Annotated in this window: 15 protein-coding genes and 1 riboswitch; of the genes, 4 read left to right on the top strand and 11 right to left on the bottom strand. The window is 63.1% G+C overall.

What is annotated here, in order from left to right; genetic code table 11:
* The first annotated feature begins 21 nt into the window (after window positions 1-21).
* The gene (locus AC6R19_RS00115) at window positions 22-942 is read left to right on the top strand and encodes a LysR family transcriptional regulator (protein ID WP_500577437.1); all 921 of its coding nucleotides are present in this window, start codon (window positions 22-24) and stop codon (window positions 940-942) included.
* 10 nt (window positions 943-952) lie between these two features.
* Here the strand turns inward: AC6R19_RS00115 and AC6R19_RS00110 are convergent, their stop codons facing one another.
* Window positions 953-1,726: a TSUP family transporter gene (locus AC6R19_RS00110; RefSeq protein WP_500577436.1), complete on the bottom strand. Its 774-nt coding sequence runs from the start codon at window positions 1,724-1,726 to the stop codon at window positions 953-955.
* Between the two features lie 356 nt (window positions 1,727-2,082).
* Between AC6R19_RS00110 and AC6R19_RS00105 the strand changes: the two genes are divergently transcribed.
* Window positions 2,083-2,592, top strand: a complete 510-nt coding sequence (locus AC6R19_RS00105) for a DUF1097 domain-containing protein (RefSeq protein WP_500577435.1) — start codon at window positions 2,083-2,085, stop codon at window positions 2,590-2,592.
* A gap of 280 nt (window positions 2,593-2,872) precedes the next feature.
* On the opposite strand, the gene AC6R19_RS00100 is transcribed toward AC6R19_RS00105, so the two are convergent.
* Together AC6R19_RS00100 and AC6R19_RS00095 are read right to left on the bottom strand one after the other, a co-directional pair.
* Window positions 2,873-3,181, bottom strand: coding sequence for a GIY-YIG nuclease family protein (locus AC6R19_RS00100; RefSeq protein WP_500577434.1), 309 nt, complete (start codon window positions 3,179-3,181; stop codon window positions 2,873-2,875).
* Between the two features lie 155 nt (window positions 3,182-3,336).
* Window positions 3,337-4,425 (bottom strand): PA0069 family radical SAM protein, encoded by a 1,089-nt coding sequence (locus AC6R19_RS00095; protein WP_500577433.1) that lies wholly within the window; start codon window positions 4,423-4,425, stop codon window positions 3,337-3,339.
* Window positions 4,426-4,536: 111 nt separating this feature from the next.
* On the opposite strand from AC6R19_RS00095, the gene AC6R19_RS00090 reads away from it, so the two are divergent.
* Window positions 4,537-5,778 carry a cation:proton antiporter gene (locus tag AC6R19_RS00090; protein WP_500577432.1) on the top strand — a complete coding sequence of 414 codons (1,242 nt, stop codon included), beginning with the start codon at window positions 4,537-4,539 and terminating at the stop codon, window positions 5,776-5,778.
* A 309-nt stretch (window positions 5,779-6,087) separates the two neighbouring features.
* Here the strand turns inward: AC6R19_RS00090 and sodC are convergent, their stop codons facing one another.
* Window positions 6,088-6,612 carry a superoxide dismutase [Cu-Zn] SodC gene (gene sodC, locus AC6R19_RS00085; protein WP_500577431.1) on the bottom strand — a complete coding sequence of 175 codons (525 nt, stop codon included), beginning with the start codon at window positions 6,610-6,612 and terminating at the stop codon, window positions 6,088-6,090.
* 352 nt (window positions 6,613-6,964) lie between these two features.
* Between sodC and AC6R19_RS00080 the strand changes: the two genes are divergently transcribed.
* Entirely contained in the window at window positions 6,965-7,687 is a 723-nt protein-coding gene (locus AC6R19_RS00080) for an alpha/beta fold hydrolase (protein WP_500577430.1), read from the top strand.
* Window positions 7,688-7,729: 42 nt separating this feature from the next.
* On the opposite strand, the gene AC6R19_RS00075 is transcribed toward AC6R19_RS00080, so the two are convergent.
* The 7 genes from AC6R19_RS00075 to AC6R19_RS00045 form a co-directional block, all read right to left on the bottom strand.
* Window positions 7,730-7,936: a GNAT family N-acetyltransferase gene (locus tag AC6R19_RS00075; RefSeq protein ID WP_500577429.1), complete on the bottom strand. Its 207-nt coding sequence runs from the start codon at window positions 7,934-7,936 to the stop codon at window positions 7,730-7,732.
* 17 nt (window positions 7,937-7,953) lie between these two features.
* Window positions 7,954-9,090 carry an alpha/beta fold hydrolase gene (locus AC6R19_RS00070; protein WP_500577428.1) on the bottom strand — a complete coding sequence of 379 codons (1,137 nt, stop codon included), beginning with the start codon at window positions 9,088-9,090 and terminating at the stop codon, window positions 7,954-7,956.
* Window positions 9,091-9,270: 180 nt separating this feature from the next.
* Window positions 9,271-10,296: an L-threonine 3-dehydrogenase gene (gene tdh / locus AC6R19_RS00065; protein ID WP_500577427.1), complete on the bottom strand. Its 1,026-nt coding sequence runs from the start codon at window positions 10,294-10,296 to the stop codon at window positions 9,271-9,273.
* Between the two features lie 105 nt (window positions 10,297-10,401).
* Window positions 10,402-11,601, bottom strand: coding sequence for a glycine C-acetyltransferase (locus AC6R19_RS00060; RefSeq protein WP_500577426.1), 1,200 nt, complete (start codon window positions 11,599-11,601; stop codon window positions 10,402-10,404).
* Between the two features lie 113 nt (window positions 11,602-11,714).
* Entirely contained in the window at window positions 11,715-11,930 is a 216-nt protein-coding gene (locus tag AC6R19_RS00055; protein ID WP_500577425.1) for a hypothetical protein, read from the bottom strand.
* Window positions 11,931-12,002: 72 nt separating this feature from the next.
* A riboswitch (SAM-I-IV-variant riboswitch) is annotated at window positions 12,003-12,131 on the bottom strand.
* Window positions 12,132-12,216: 85 nt separating this feature from the next.
* Window positions 12,217-13,650, bottom strand: a complete 1,434-nt coding sequence (locus AC6R19_RS00050) for an aldehyde dehydrogenase family protein (RefSeq protein WP_500577424.1) — start codon at window positions 13,648-13,650, stop codon at window positions 12,217-12,219.
* Between the two features lie 128 nt (window positions 13,651-13,778).
* A complete protein-coding gene (locus AC6R19_RS00045) occupies window positions 13,779-15,383 on the bottom strand; it encodes a 5-guanidino-2-oxopentanoate decarboxylase (protein ID WP_500577423.1) in 1,605 nt (534 codons plus the stop codon).
* Window positions 15,384-15,389 lie beyond the last annotated feature (6 nt).

Below are 15,389 nucleotides of genomic sequence, written 5' to 3'. Positions count from 1 at the left end.
GACCAATCCTGGTGAGTAATCATGAAACTGCTGGAATCCATGCAAATCTACCTGCGGGTGGCGGAGCAGGGCAGCTTTACCGCGGCCGCGGACAACCTGGGCCTGTCCCGCGCCAGCGTCTCCGGTGCGATACAGCAGTTGGAGAGCCTCTTGGGCACGCGGCTGCTGCACCGCACCACCCGCAGCGTACAGATGACCCAGGACGGCCAGGTGTTCTACGAACGCTGTCGGGATTTGCTGGCGGATATGGACGAGCTGCAGAACCTGTTCCGCGAGGATACTTCGGAACTGCACGGTCGACTGCGGGTGGATATGCCGCTGCCGGTGGCGCGCGACGTGGTGATTCCGCGCATGCCGGAATTCCTGCGCATGCACCCGGGCCTGGAGGTGGAGCTGTCCAGCACCGACCGCTTCGTCGATGTGGTACGGGAGGGTTTCGACTGTGTACTGCGGGTCGGCACCCTGGAGGACTCCAGCCTGATAGCGAGGCCGCTCGGCTACTACCGCATGGTCAGCTGCGCCAGCACCGAGTACCTGGCGGAGCACGGCACACCGCGGACACTGGACGACCTGGCCGATCACCAGCTGGTGCACTATGTGCTGACCCTGGGTTCGCGCCCGACCGGTTTTGAATACGTGGATCCGGAGCAGCCGGAGGTGTCGCAGTCGCTGCCGATGCAGGGAGCGGTGACGGTCAACAACACCGAGGCCTACCTGGAGGCCTGTATCGCAGGTCTCGGCATCATCCAGGTGCCCGAGGCCGGCGTGCACCCCTACCTGCAGTCGGGGGAGCTGGAGGAGATACTGCCCCAGTACCGGCCGGCGCCCATGCCGGTTTCCCTGCTCTACGCCAACCGCCGCCACCTGCCGAAAAGGGTGCAGGTGTTTATGGCCTGGATCGCGGAGATCATGAAACCGCGGTTGATCGATTCGCCCGGTTAACAGCGGCAGGTCAGCTCAGGCTGATCCAGCCGAAGTACTGGGCTATCTGGCTTAGGGACATCAGCACGCACATGGCGATCACCAGCGGGCGGATCAGTTTTGCCCCACCGTTCAGCATGGTGTGGCTGCCGATAAAGGCGCCCAGGGCCTGGCCGGCCATCATCGCCGCGCCTATGGCCCATATCACCTTGCCGCCGGCGGCAAACAGCACCAGGGATACTGCGTTGGTGGTGAAGTTCAGCAGCTTGGCGCGGATGGTGGCGGTGAGCAGTGTCTGGCCGCGAAAGGCGACGCCGGAGGCGGCAAAGAAAGAGCCGGTGCCCGGGCCGAAGACGCCGTCGTAAAAGCCCACGCCGGGCACCCAGGTAAGGGTCCACTGCCGCTCGGACTGCCGCGCCTGCGCCTCGGCCTCGCCCAGGTTCGGGGTCAACCAGAAGTAGGCGGCCACCAGTACCAGCAGCAGCGGAATCACCCAGTTCAGCCATCCCGTGTCGATGCGCTGCACCAGCCAGGCGCCCAGCGCCGCGCCCAGTCCGGCGGCAATCACCAGTGGAATCAGCTCGCGGCCGCGCAAGTGCCCCTTCAGGAACAGCGTGAGGCTGGCCGTCAACGTGCCCACAACCGATTGGCTCTTGTTGGTGGCCAGTGCGCTGACCGGTGGCACGCCGGCGAGCAGCAGCGCCGGCAGGGTGATCAGGCCCCCGCCGCCGGCGAGGGTGTCCACCCAGCCCGCCAGCATGGCGACCGCAAAGAAAATCAACAGCAGCGTAATCGTCAGTTCCATATCGGGTTCCGGCAGGACGGGGAAGGGCGGCAATTTTGCCCGAACCCCAGATAAAAAACATCTGCTGACAGCCCCTGTCAGTCGAAAAGGCGAGACTCCAAACGACCAATTTATATAACCCGTCGACATTGCTTTAGAGCGCCCGTTTCTTTCCAGCCCGCCATTCGCCGGTGGGCTGGAATTTTGGGCAAGGATCCTGAAGTTCTCTGCTACCGGTGGAATTCCCCCGCGTGCAGAATTCAATGGCCGGAAAGGCATCGCGCGGGAACTGGTTTCAACCCCCTGTGGACGATTCGGATCTTTTTGGGCAAGCAGGGATGCATTTTTGCAAAGGCAATTTCGGGAGGATATGGCCAATGGGTCAGGCAATAGCCAGCGAACACAGCGCTGAACAGATCGGATTCTCCAGGCTGGCAAATACCCCACTGTCGGCGGCCCTGCTGGCCGGCGCCGCCGCACTCTGTCTGCTGGGCGGCCTGCCGGTATGGGCCGTGCTCGGGGGCTGGGCCGCCTACTACACGCGCGGATCGACGCTGCGCGACGGCGCCTACAACCTGGCCTGTGCGGTGACCGGGCTCGGTTTCGGGATAGTCGCCCAGTCGGTGGCGCTCAGGCTGGATCCGAACCTCGGCGTAATGGCGCTGCCCGCGGCGCTGTTCCTGGCGGCGATCAGCATCCAGCTGATGAAATGGATTACCGGGGTGGACAATATTCCCAGTTACTTCGTCGGCGTACTGGTGGTCTTCGCCGCGGGTATGGACAGGTCGCTGGATACCTATTTGATTCTGACGGCGGCGGTTTCCGTGGGCGCATTTGCTGCGGCCCTGCCGGATATGGTGCGCCATGCACCGGAGGTCGAGCAGTGAAAAAATTGAAAGCCGGAGTCGGGACGCTAATCGGTGTTCCGGCAGATGCCCTGAGGTCCATTGTCGTGGATGTGGGTCTGATTCGGGCGATGCGACTTCAGGAAAACAGGGCAGGTGCCCGCGAAGGCGTCGTCACTGAGAGGTGCTAAAGATGTTCAGGCGTTTTTTGTTTGCAACCGCGATGATCTTTGTCACCGCACTGGCATTTACCGGGCCGGCCACATCGGAGCCGGACCTGAAAGCAGATTTTTACAGCAGTCAGCTGTAGCGCGCCGGATATTCATTCTGGCCCATCCCCTTGAGGCCCTGAGCCATTTGCCGGCAGTGACAACCCCACACCGCCGGCAATCAGGGCCTCTTTTTTTTCCTTCGGCCACTTCTTGATCTGCATTTCCAGTCTCAGCGCCTCGGACCTGTCCGCCACCGCCTGCCGGAATTCCAGTTTGAGTGGGCCGCGCCCGCGCAGGGCCTTGGCCGCCCTGGCCCCGCCGCTCTGGTGTTCGGCGAAGCGGCGCTCCACGTCGCAGGTGATTCCCGTATAGAGGCTGCCCCTAGCCGTGCGTATCAGGTAGACGAACCAGTCGCTCAAGATGCTGCTTCCGTTGTTGGCGAGCGGCCATTGTCCGCCAGCGGGCGAGGATTGCAAACAGCTGCCGGGACCGGCAGCTGTTGTCCGTGATCGATGTTCGGAGAAACTGGCAAGACCTATCGCGGCCATGGGCCTCTCCTACAGACGCTCGCTGTTCAGAAGAGGAGCTGTTGAACGCCGGCCCGGGGCGGCGGACAGAAGCGGCTGCAATCCAGCACCAGCTTGCGCCGGTTGAGGCCCAGCTTGCTGATGGCCACGCGAAAGCGCTGTTGCAGCAACTGCGCGAAGACGCCGGTGCCCGCCTGGCGCTGGGCGAAGTCGCTGCGGTAATCGCGCCCGCCGCGGCTCTGCTGCACCAGGCTCATTACATGGGCGGCGCGCTCCGGATAGTGCACTGCCAGCCACTGGCGGAACAGCGGCGCCACCTCGTGCGGCAGGCGCAGCAGTATATAGGCGGCGTACTGCGCCCCGGCGCCCTTAGCCGCCTTGAGAATGGCTTCCAGTTCACAGTCATTCAATGCCGGGATCATCGGCGCCGCCAGCACCGCGGTGGGAATGCCCGCATCGCTCAGCTGCTCCAGGACCCGCAGGCGCGCGGCGGGACCGGCAGTGCGCGGTTCCAGTTTTCTCTTCAGATCGTTGTCAAGGGTGGTCACGCTGATGGCCACCTGGGCCAGTCCGTCTTTCGCCATCTCCGCCAGCAGCGGCAGGTCGCGCAGAATCAACTGGCTCTTGGTGACTATGGTCACCGGCTGGTTGTAGCGCTGCATCGTTTCCAGCAGCTGGTGGGTGACCTGCTTGTCTCTCTCCAGCGGTTGGTAGGGATCTGTATTGGTGCCCATGGCGATAGGGCTGCACTGATAACCGGGTTTGCGCAGTGCCTTCTCCAGCAGTTCCGCGGCGTTGGGCTTGAAGAAAATCCTGCTCTCGAAATCCAGGCCGGGAGACAGGTCCATATAGGCGTGGCTGGGGCGGGCGTAGCAATAAACACAACCATTTTCGCATCCGCGATAGGGGTTGATCGACTGGCTGAACGGAAGGTCCGGCGAACTGTTGCTACTGATAATCGTCTTGGCCTTTTCCTCTATAGCTTCGGTCAGCAGCCGCTCCAGGGGCTCCTCCTCCGTCTGCCAGCCGTCACTCTCGCGGGTACTGACATGGGGCACAAAACGCCCGGCCAGGTTGCTGGCGGCGCCGCGGCCCTTGTGTATCCGGGCGGGGTTGTCGGGGTCTTCGTTGGTCAAGCCGGTATCCCTGATGCTGTATAAATATACAGTTTACAGCCGCAGGTGTCCGCCGTGCAAGCCCGTGTTACTAGGCATACACTCAAATGCAATGGACAGGAGAATTCGACAATGGAAGGTATTACCACCCTGGTGGGGCAGGGTCTCTACCTGACCGCGGCTGCGGTCATCGGCCTGGGATTGGCGCGCATACTGCGTATAGACAATACCCTGGGCTGCCTGATCGCCGGCGTGCTCGCCGGCCTGCTGCTGCCGGTGATCGACTTCGACACCGGCCTGCGTGCGGAGAACCTGCACCAGCTGGTATTTTTCGTGATACTGCCGGTGTTGATCTTCGAGGCCGCCTGGCAGATAGATCCGAAGGCTCTGAAGCGCTGGCTGGGGCCGATACTGCTGTTCTCCACGGTCGGCGTAATCATCTGCGCGCTGATCATCGCGCTGCTCACCTACTTCGGTATCAACCACCCCACCGGTTTTCCCTGGATAGCAGCGCTGCTGACCGGCGCAATACTGGCCGCCACCGATCCGGTGTCAGTGATCACCAAGCTGCGCCAGGGAGATGCTGACGAAGACCTGTTGACCCTGGTGGAAGGCGAGAGCCTGTTTAATGACGCCGCCGCCATAGTACTGTTCAGTCTGGTGCTGGGCATGGCGACCCACAGTGTGGTGGAGGGCGGTAGCAGCACCGGCGAGCCACTATTCGGCGCAGGCAATGTCGCCCTGTCTTTCGCCGTAACCTTTTTCGGCGGCCTGGCGGTGGGTGTGCTCTGCGGACTGGCTGCCGCGACAGTGGTGCTCTTCCTCCGCTCTGCCGACGCCGGCCTGGTGACACTGGTGCTGGCGGCCTTCGGCAGCTTCTACCTGGCGGAGTATTTGGTGCATGTGTCCGGCATCATGTCGGTCATGGCCTGCGCCATAGTGGCCCGTAGCTGCCTGCGCCGGGAGTGCGGGACCTATCTGGCCTACGCTGAGCCCACCTGGGAGTGGTTGCGACTGCTTTTGGCGGCACTGGTCTTCGTGATCATGGGGCTGACGATCACCTTCGAGATGTTCACGCACCAGTGGCTGTCGATGCTGATTGCCATACCCGCCGCCGTCGGCGCGCGGGCCCTGGCGATCTTTATGATGGCGCCTCTGGCGCGCTTTGTCGGGCCGCCGATCCCGAAACACTGGCGCCTGATACTGGGTTGGGGCGGGTTGCGCGGTGTGATTGCAGTGGCGTTGGTGCTGTCCCTTCCGGTGGAGTTGCCCTACTGGTGGACTGTGCAGTCGATGGTGTTCGGGGTGGTGCTCTTCTCGCTGCTGGTACAGGGGACCAGCAGTAGTTGGATGATTGGCAAATTGAACAAATAGCGCCTTGGCTTTGATCGGCCCTGCCACCGGTGCCGCCCGGGAAAAAGCCTCATCGGCACTCTTTACCGGCCACAGGCGTTGTCCCGGACGGCCACTAACAGCAGCAGGGCCTCGCCTAGTGGCAGCCAAGAGGGCCAGCTACTGGACCTGTTGTTCGGAACCCTGTTCCCGCCGCTCCTTGGTGCAATATTGCAGGTAGCCGGCGAGGCCGAGCAACAGCAGTACAAATATCAACAGCCCGATCATTCTCTTCATTGGCGCGCCTTCTTCGCAGGAAGGATGTCCGGTTTCCCGGACATCCGCCGCCGGCTATGGAATTACGCCACAGGCCACCCGCGCGCCGCCGCCACCGAGCGGTTTCGGGGTATCCGAATAGTTGTCGCCGCCACTGTGGATCATCAATGCGCGCCCCTTGAGGTCGGAGAGTTTGAGGCGCGGCGCCAGCACCGGGTGCGTGGCATTGCCCGCAGCATCCACGAACAGCGCGGGCAGGTCGCCGAGGTGGCCGGTGCCCCAGGGAAAACTGTGTCGATTGGTCTTGGCCGGGTCGTAGTGACCGCCGGCGCCCAGGGCCGGGACCATCGCTCCCTCTTTCTCCATGGGTTCACAGCTGGGGTTCTGGTGCACATGGAAACCGTGCAGGCCCGGAGAAAGGCCTTTCAGGGAGGGAGTAAACACCACCCCGTACTTGGTCTCGGTAGCCACTATCTGGCCGATGGACGTGCCCACGCCACTCTTGTCCGCCGCGTGCATATCGATGGTGATATCGGCCTGGGCGACACCGGTCAGGAAGATGGCTGCTGCGCCCAACAGTAAGCGAAACTGGGTGTTCATGATGTGATCCTCTGCGATTGTCAGCCGCGGCTGTATGGGTCACGGCGCACTGGCGTGCAATTCATGTTCGGGTGACCTGTGAAGACAGTCTAGAAGCTAATGGGGAGCTTGTGTGCCGGTGGGGCAATTACCGACAGGTCCGCCGCTTGGCGACGATTCCATGGATCGGATAGAAGTGAGCGGAAGCTTCCGACCTTGGTCGAATGGTCGGGGGCGGAAACTTGCCCCAGAGTGGTGCGGCGACTGTCCGTTTCGTCTCCGCTGTACGAGCGATGCTGTCGGGCTGACACCCACCGGCGCCGCTCCCGCTGCTCCCCGCAGTCGGGAACGGCAATAGCGAGAGAGAAAAATAATGAAGAAAAATTATATGGGTAATGGCTGTCGAGGCGCAGTGCGATTCCTGCTGGCGCTGGTCCTTGCGGTCGCCAGTGCGGGCCTGCAGGCGGCCTGTGTCGACAATGTGGTGCTGGTGCACGGCAATACCGGCCAGCCGTCGGACTGGAACAATACCTACCAGCACCTGCTGAACCAGGGTTACAGCAGTGGGCAGGTCTACCGGCCCAGCTGGGGCTCGAAGAGCTGCGCCGCCTGCAACGATCACAGCGGCTCGGAGGAGACGCCGGTGCGCGATGCGATTAGTAACGCAATTGCTGCATCCTGCACCGGCAGGATCGATGTGATAGGCCACTCGATGGGCGTTACCCTGGCGGCCCAGCAGGTCATCAAGCTGGGTGTGCAGAACAAGGTGGACGCCTTTGTCGGCGTGGCCGGCGCCTATCGCGGCCTGTGGAGTTGCGGCACCTATCCGTTCAACGTCTACAACAGCACCTGCGGCAGCAACGGCCTGTCGGTATCCAGTCCGTTTCTCGACTGGCTCTACGGCAAAAATATCGCCAGTCGCGTCTACTCGATCAAGAGCTGGTCGGATCAGATAGTCTGCGCCACCGGCTACTGTACCATGGGCGGTGTGCACTCGAGCCGGATTGCCGGCGAAAACGCCACCTATACCTACACCTACGGTCATTTCGGGCTGCAGACCTACACCTATGACCGGCAGGTATCACTGATTCGCTGACGGCCACGGGCAGAGGTGGGCAGTAGCCTCCTGCTGTTATGTCTAATGCCCGCTTCGGCTCAATAGAAGTTCCATATGGACGTGGTCAGGAACTCGGCCAAACCTCGATTGCAGCCGGGCTTTTCTCGAGGATTTCGCGGAAAAGCCCAGGCGTTCATAGAAATATTGCGCGCGGGGATTGGTCTCGGCGACATCCAGCGCCGCAATCTGCAGCTTGCGCCCGCGCACTCTCTGCAGCAGTTCTTCCAATTGCCTTTCCCCGGCTGTTAACGCGGCGCCACATCACCGGCGCGCTCGGCAATCGGGCGGGCATACTGCACCAGTGAGACCAGCACCTTGCCGGGTTCCTCGTTCATGATGTCGTGCGCCGAGTGTTCGAACCAGACCAGCTCTTTCGACGGCGCCTTCAGCCGCTCGAACCACTCCGCGGCCACCCTGGATGACACATTGTAATCGTGGCGGCCGTTCAGGAGGATGATCGGGCAGCCCAGCTCGTCGATTGTGCTCAGGTCCAGGCTCACTACCTCGGAAAGCAGCAGCGATTCGGACAGCTCGTTGCCCTCCCACATGGCCTTCAGATCGGCATCGCTGTATTCAGGGGCCAGGGCCGCCGCCGCGGCTTCGTGACTGCCGTTCCTGCGTCCGTGTACTGCGCCACCGTAGTAGCCGAGCCATTTGCGTTGAATGGCCAGTTCCCTGAGCGAGATCGACTTCCCCTCTTCGGCATAGGGGGCGATGGATTCCAGCTCCTCGATGGCTTTCTGGTTGCTGTCCGCGCGCGCCCGCTCCATCGCAAAGTGCCAGCCACGGCGCTCGCTTTCGGGCACGTCGGTGCCCTGTCCCATACCGATATAGGCATGCAGCCAGTCCGGGTGCCGCTGCGCCATTGTCAGGCCCAGCACCGATCCCCAGGAGTGCCCGAGAACGAAGATGCGCTCCCTGTCGAACTCCCTGCGCAGCCAGCCGATCAGCTCTTCGGTATCGGCAACCATGCGCGGAATCGTCAGGGTGGGGGCTATCTTTTCCGGATCGTTGGCGGCATAGGTCTTGCCCGCGCCGCGCTGGTCCCACTGCACCACGGTGAAATACTCCTCCCAGCCGCGCTGGAAATACCAGCTGGTGGGCATGGATACATAGCCGGGGCCGCCGTGCAGCATCAGCAGTATCGGATTGCGGCGATCGGTGCCGCGGATGGAGATCCACTGGTCGATACCGCCGATACGGATTTTCTCCAGGCGCTCGACGCCGTTCTCTGTGACGATGCGGCGCAGGTCGGCCAGGATTTTCGTGGCCTCCGCGCGACTGGCGGGCCCGGCTTCAGCGGCTGCTGTCGTTGTGGCCCAAAGTGTCGAGACGGCGACCAGGGCTGCGGTGATGGATTGGATAATCAGTCTGGCATTCACTTCCTGCTGCTCCCTTGTCGAAAGTTTTTTTCGTTAGAAATCGACACGTCCAAGATTAGAGAGCGGGCAGAGAGCTGTCCAGCAGCTACGAGACGAGCGGAAACAGGCTTTCGCCAAATGGGAAGTTTTTCACGTTGGGAAGAGGAGGGCGGGCCTGTGGCCCGCCTGCGGAGATGGGGGTTACTGCCAGTTCAGGATCACCTTGCCGGACTCGCCGGAGCCCATGGTGTCAAAACCTTTCTGGAAGTCGTCGATGCTGAACTGGTGGGTGATGATCGGGGTCAGGTCCAGGCCGGACTGGATCAGGCTGGCCATCTTGTACCAGGTCTCGAACATTTCGCGGCCGTAGATGCCCTTGATGATCAGGCCCTTGAAAATCACCTTGCTCCAGTCGATGGCCATTTCACCGGAGGGGATGCCGAGCATGGCGATCTTGCCGCCGTGGTTCATTGCCTCGAGCATATCGCGGAAGGCGACCGGCACGCCGGACATCTCCAGGCCCACGTCGAAGCCCTCGGTCATGCCGATTTCCTGCATTACCTCCGGTAGTTTTTCCCTGCTGACGTTGACCGCGCGGGTCGCGCCCATTTTCTTTGCCAGGTCGAGGCGGTAGTCGTTGATATCGGTGATCACCACATGGCGCGCGCCCACGTGGCGGGCGACCGCCGCGGCCATGATGCCGATGGGGCCGGCGCCGGTGATCAGTACGTCCTCGCCCACCAGGTCGAAGGACAGTGCCGTGTGCACCGCATTGCCAAAGGGATCGAAGATGGAGGCCAGGTCGTCGGAGATATTGTCCGGGATCTTGAAGGCGTTCAGGGCCGGGATAACCAGGTATTCGGCAAAGGCGCCCTGGCGGTCGACGCCCACGCCGTAGGTGTTGCGGCACAGGTGGCGGCGGCCGGCGCGGCAGTTGCGGCAGTGGCCGCAGGTGATGTGGCCCTCACCGGAGACGCGGTCGCCGATTTCGAAACCCGCCACTTCCTGGCCCATCCCCACCACTTCGCCCACGTATTCGTGGCCGACGACCATGGGCACCGGAATGGTTTTCTGCGACCACTCGTCCCAATGGTAGATATGCATGTCGGTGCCGCAGATGGCGGTCTTGCGAATTTTGATTAAAAGGTCGTTGTGACCCGGGGTAGGGGGCTCGACTTCGGTGAGCCAGATGCCCGGTTCGGATTTTAATTTTGAGAGTGCTTTCATTGGGTTGTGCCGTGCGGATAGTTTGATCGCGGCCAACGGCCGCTCCTACGAGTCTGTGCCTGCGTTCGGGATCTATCGCGGCCGTTGGCCGCGAAAAATGTTGGATCAGATGATGTTCAGCTCTTTGCCCACTGCCACAAAGGCATCGATGCACTGATCGAGCTGCTCTTGGGTGTGCGCGGCGGACATCTGGGTGCGGATGCGGGCCTGGCCCTTGGGCACCACCGGGTAGAAGAAGCCGATCACATAGATGCCGCGCTCGAGCATCTTGTCGGCCATCTGCTGGGCCAGGGCGGCGTCGCCGATCATCACCGGGATAATCGGGTGGTCGGCGCCGGCCAGGGTAAAGCCGGCTTCACTCATGCGCTTGCGGAAATAGGCGGAGTTCTCGCGCAGTTTCTCCCGCAGCTCGCCGCCCTCCATCAGCATGTCCAGCACTTTCAGCGATGCGGTCACGATCGCCGGTGCCACAGAATTGGAGAAGAGGTAGGGGCGCGAGCGCTGGCGCAGCAGGTCGACGATTTCCCTGCGCCCGGAGGTGAAACCGCCGGAGGCGCCGCCCAGGGCCTTGCCCAGGGTGCCGGTGATGATGTCGATGCGGTCGATCACATCGCAGTACTCGTGGGTGCCGCGGCCGTGCTCGCCGAGGAAGCCCACTGCGTGGGAGTCGTCCACCATCACCAGGGCGTCGTACCTGTCCGCCAGATCGCAGATGGCTTTCAGGTTGGCGATGACGCCGTCCATGGAGAAGACGCCGTCGGTGGCGATCAGTTTGGTCTTGGCGCCCTCGGCGTCGGCTTCCTTCAGGCGGGCTTCCAGCTCGGCCATGTCGTTGTTGGCGTAGCGGTAGCGCTTGGCCTTGCACAGGCGCACGCCGTCGATGATGGAGGCGTGGTTCAGGGCATCGGAGACGATGGCATCCTCCGGCCCCAGCAGGGTTTCGAAGAGGCCGCCGTTGGCGTCGAAACACGACGTGTAGAGGATGGTGTCCTCGGTGCGCAGGAATTCCGACAGGCGCGACTCCAGCGCCTTGTGGATGTCCTGGGTGCCACAGATAAAGCGCACCGACGCCATACCGAAGCCGTACTGGTCGAGACCGTCCTTGGCCGCCTGGATCAGGTCCGGGTGGTTGGCCAGGCCCAGGTAGTTGTTGGCGCAGAAGTTCAGCACTTCGGTGTCGTTGTTGACCTGTATCTGTGCGGCCTGCTGGGAGGTGATGATGCGCTCGCGCTTGTAGAGACCGTCCGCCTCTATCTGTTGCAGTTCGTCGCGCAGGTGCTGGAAGAATTGTTCTGGCTTGGACATGGTGTTGTTATTGGCTCCTCGATTTGGCGCTTCCGATGGGTACGCTTCGCTTTGCCCATCCTACGAATGTGTAATTGTAGGATGGGCAAAGCGAAGCGACGTGCCCATCAATTTCATCCCGCCAGCTCGCAGGCCTTGTGGGCCGTTACCGGTTGTTCGCTGGCGCGGCAATTGGTGGCGAATTTTAAGGCCTCTTCCGCGGTGTCGAACAGTAGTTGCCACAGCAGCTGCCGGTCGGCTCGTCGCACGGCGCGCACGGCGGTGCGTTGGCGCTGGCTGGCGATCTGGATCTCTATAACGTCGGTGCTGGATTGCAGTGATTCGGGCATGGTCCCTCCAATACTCATACCTTGAGTAAAAGGCTTGGAGGGCTGACGTGGAAGCGGCGAATGCTGATTTCGCTTATCCGGTTGGATTGCTTGATATGTTCAATATCGAAGCCCCATCCCCTCTGCATGCCGCGAAAGGGAAACCACCTTGCCCCGGTCGGCAGGTTGGCGTTGGCGTCAGCCACTCTCTGGATGTGGGGACAAAGATAACGGGGCGGGAATGGGCAGTCAAGCGCCTTCAGCCTGGTAGAGAGTCGCCACCGCCATACGGCGGTGGCTCAGCAGTTTATGCCGGCAGTTGCACGGATTTCAGTTCGATAAACTCGTCCAGGCCGGCCTCGCCAAATTCGCGCCCGTTGCCGGAGCGCTTGTAGCCGCCGAAGGGAGCGTCGTAATTGAACTCGCCGCCGTTGACGAAGCAGAGGCCGGCCTCGATGCGGCGCACCACCGGCAGGGCGCTCTCCGTATCCCTGGCCCAGACGCCGCTGGACAGTCCGTACTCGGTGTCGTTGGCGATGGCGATGGCCTCCTCCATATCCTTGTAGGGAATCAGGCAGGTCACCGGGCCGAAGATCTCCTCGCGGGCGATGGTCATATCGTTGCTGACGTCGGCGAAGACCGTGGGTTTGACATAGAAGCCCTTGTCGAAGCCCTCCGGCGCCTCGGTACCGCCGGCCACCAGCCGCGCGCCCTCGGCCACGCCCTTGTCGATGTAGCCGCGCACTATGTCGCGCTGGCGCGCCGATGACAGCGGGCCCATCAGCGCATCGGACCCCGTGCCCAGCGCCACCTCCTCGGCGAATTTCTTCGCGATTTCCACCGCCTCCTCGTAGCGCTCCGCCGGCACCAGCATGCGGGTCAGGGCGGTGCAGGTCTGGCCGCTGTTGATGAATACATCCTCGCAACCCCAGCGCACGGCCTTCTCCAGGTCGGCGTCCGGGGTGATGATCAGCGGCGACTTGCCGCCCAGTTCCTGGGTCACGCGCTTTACCGTGGGCGCGGCGGCCTTGGCCACTTCCACGCCGGCACGGGTGGAGCCGGTAAACGACACCATATCGATATCCGGGTGTGCCGACAGGGCGGCGCCGACGACCGGGCCGGCGCCGGGCACCAGGTTGAAGACCCCCGGCGGGAGGCCGGCGGACTCTATGATCTCCGCCATCACATAGTCCTGCAGCGGGGTGATTTCCGACGGCTTGCTGATCATGGTGCAGCCGGCGGCCAGGGCCGGGGCCACCTTGCCGACGAACTGGTGCAGCGGGTAGTTCCAGGGGGTGATAAAGCCGCAGACGCCGATGGGTTCGCGGATCACCAGGGAGTGGCCGGCCTTTTCGGTCTTCTCCATGATGCCCGTGCGCTCGGCGTAGTAGCGCATGGCGTAGATGGGGCCGTCCACATGCAGCCATTTGGTGATATGGGCCGGGCAGCCCAGCGCCTGGGACACCGCCTGGATCAGGTCCTCCTTGCGCTTCTCCATGCCGTCGGCGATGGCGTTGAGGAAATCGGTGCGCTCGGCGGCGGTGGTGTTGCGCCAGCTATTGAAGGCCTCCCGGGCCGCCTTTACCGCCTCGTCCACATCCTCCGCCGAGCCCTGCACCACCTGGCAGATGGTCTCCTCGGTGGCCGGGTTGATCACCGGGTGCAGTTCGCCACCACGGGAACCCTGCCAGTGGCCGTTGATAAACAGTTTGTCCGTTTTCAGTTTGCTGAAATCTGTCATGGGTATTTCCTGTTGCTTGCCCTGCTTCGTAGGGTGCGCGACCGCCATGGATGGCGGAAGTGCAGAAAATGCAGGAGCAATTTTCTGCCCGTGCGCACCGTCACGGTAAATGGTGCGCGCGGCGCACCCTACGGGGCGGTGATTTCGATCAGGGTTGGTGTCTTTCTGTTCAGGGCTTCGGCCACCGCGCCCGCCAATTGTTCCGGCTTGTCGATACGGCAGCCCTCGGCGCCGAAGGATTTGGCCAGGGCGACGAAGTCCGGCGCGCGCAGATTGACGCCCTCGCGGGGCACCTTCGCCTCGTCCATAAAGTCCCGGATCTCGCCGTAGCCGGCATTGTTCCACACCAGTATCGGCAGCGGCAGTTGCTGTTCCACCGCCACTGCCAGTTCGCCCAGGGTGAACATCAGGCCGCCGTCGCCGATCAGCGCCAGTACGTCCCGCCCACCGGCAAGTCTTGCACCTATGGCGGCGGGCAGGGCGAAGCCCAGGGTGCCGTAGCCGGTGGTGCAGGTGATATGGCTGCGGGCGGCGTAGAGCGGCAGGGCGCAATTGGTGTTGTAGGCCAGCTGGGTGGAGTCGGTCACCAGCACGCCGTCGTCCGGCAGCGCATCGCGCAGCGCCTCCACCCAGGGGAAGCGCTCCTCTGAGCCGGGCCACCACTCATCGCGGCAAGCCGCGATAAGTTGTTGCACTTCCCGTTCGACCGCCTGGCGCGCGGCTTCGCCGTGACTCCCCAGGGCGGCATTCAGCTGGCCCAGGGCCTCTCGCGCATCCGCGCAGATGGCCAGGTCCGGATTGGCGTTGCACACCAGCTGCGCCGGATCTATATCCACGCGGATCAGCCTGCCTTTGAAGCGGTAGTTGTCACGCACCAGGTTGCGATCCGTCTCCGCCAGTTCCGTGCCCACCGCCAGTACCACATCGGCGTTTTCCACCCGCGCGCGGGCGCAGCCGAAACTCAGGTTGGCGCCGCCGCATAGGGGGTGGCGCTCGTCCACCACGCCTTTTGCGGCCAGGGACAGGAATACCGGCGCGGCCAGCTTTTCCGCGATTTGTGTGGCCTCGGCGCCGGCCTCCTGGGCGCCGCCGCCGAGCAGGATTACCGGGCGCTCGGCCCTCTGCAGCCACTCGGTGGCGGTGGCAATGGCCGCGGCGCTGGCGGCGGCCGGCCCGGCCTGCGGGCAGGCGCGGTAGTCGTCCAGTTGGCCGGGCATGGGAGCCGGGAAGAGGTCGATCGGTATCTCGATGTGCACCGGGCCGGGGCGGCTGGAGCCCAGCAGCTGGAAGGCGCGGGCGATCACTTCCGGCAATTGCTCCGCCCGGGTCAGGGTGTGCTGCCAGATGCAGAAGCCGCGGCTGACGTCAGATTGCCGCGGCAGCTCGTGCAGGCGGCCGCGGCCCATGCCCAGGTCCTCGCGGCGGTTGACGGCGCTGATCACCAGCATCGGAATCGAGTCCGAAAAGGCCTGGGCCATGGCGGTGGCGGCGTTGGTCAGCCCGGGGCCGGTGATCAGGAAGCAGACGCCGGGCCGGCCGCTGGCGCGGGCGTAGCCGTCCGCCATAAAGGCGGCGCCCTGTTCGTGGCGCGGCGTGATGTGTTGCAGACCGCTGCCCGGCAGGCCGCGGTACAGCTCGATGGTGTGCACGCCGGGAATACCGAACACTTTTTCTACTTTGTATTCGCGCAACAGGCGCATCAGCACTTGTGCACAGCTGGGCGCAGACGACATTCCGCT

The organism is Microbulbifer sp. SE14, assembly GCF_059834885.1.
The sequence above is the reverse complement of the archived record's forward strand: the minus strand, read 5'-3'. Positions and strand labels throughout refer to the sequence as shown.

What these genes read in the sequence shown, in the direction of transcription:
- tdh (WP_500577427.1), bottom strand. Translation starts at nt 10,296, where the DNA reads ATGAAAGCACTCTCAAAATTAAAATCCGAACCGGGCATCTGGCTCACC.
- AC6R19_RS00055 (WP_500577425.1), bottom strand. Translation starts at nt 11,930, where the DNA reads ATGCCCGAATCACTGCAATCCAGCACCGACGTTATAGAGATCCAGATC.
- AC6R19_RS00105 (WP_500577435.1), top strand. Translation starts at nt 2,083, where the DNA reads ATGGGTCAGGCAATAGCCAGCGAACACAGCGCTGAACAGATCGGATTC.
- AC6R19_RS00080 (WP_500577430.1), top strand. Translation starts at nt 6,965, where the DNA reads ATGAAGAAAAATTATATGGGTAATGGCTGTCGAGGCGCAGTGCGATTC.
- AC6R19_RS00090 (WP_500577432.1), top strand. Translation starts at nt 4,537, where the DNA reads ATGGAAGGTATTACCACCCTGGTGGGGCAGGGTCTCTACCTGACCGCG.
- AC6R19_RS00115 (WP_500577437.1), top strand. Translation starts at nt 22, where the DNA reads ATGAAACTGCTGGAATCCATGCAAATCTACCTGCGGGTGGCGGAGCAG.
- AC6R19_RS00050 (WP_500577424.1), bottom strand. Translation starts at nt 13,650, where the DNA reads ATGACAGATTTCAGCAAACTGAAAACGGACAAACTGTTTATCAACGGC.
- AC6R19_RS00110 (WP_500577436.1), bottom strand. Translation starts at nt 1,726, where the DNA reads ATGGAACTGACGATTACGCTGCTGTTGATTTTCTTTGCGGTCGCCATG.
- sodC (WP_500577431.1), bottom strand. Translation starts at nt 6,612, where the DNA reads ATGAACACCCAGTTTCGCTTACTGTTGGGCGCAGCAGCCATCTTCCTG.
- AC6R19_RS00060 (WP_500577426.1), bottom strand. Translation starts at nt 11,601, where the DNA reads ATGTCCAAGCCAGAACAATTCTTCCAGCACCTGCGCGACGAACTGCAA.
- AC6R19_RS00045 (WP_500577423.1), bottom strand. Translation starts at nt 15,383, where the DNA reads ATGTCGTCTGCGCCCAGCTGTGCACAAGTGCTGATGCGCCTGTTGCGC.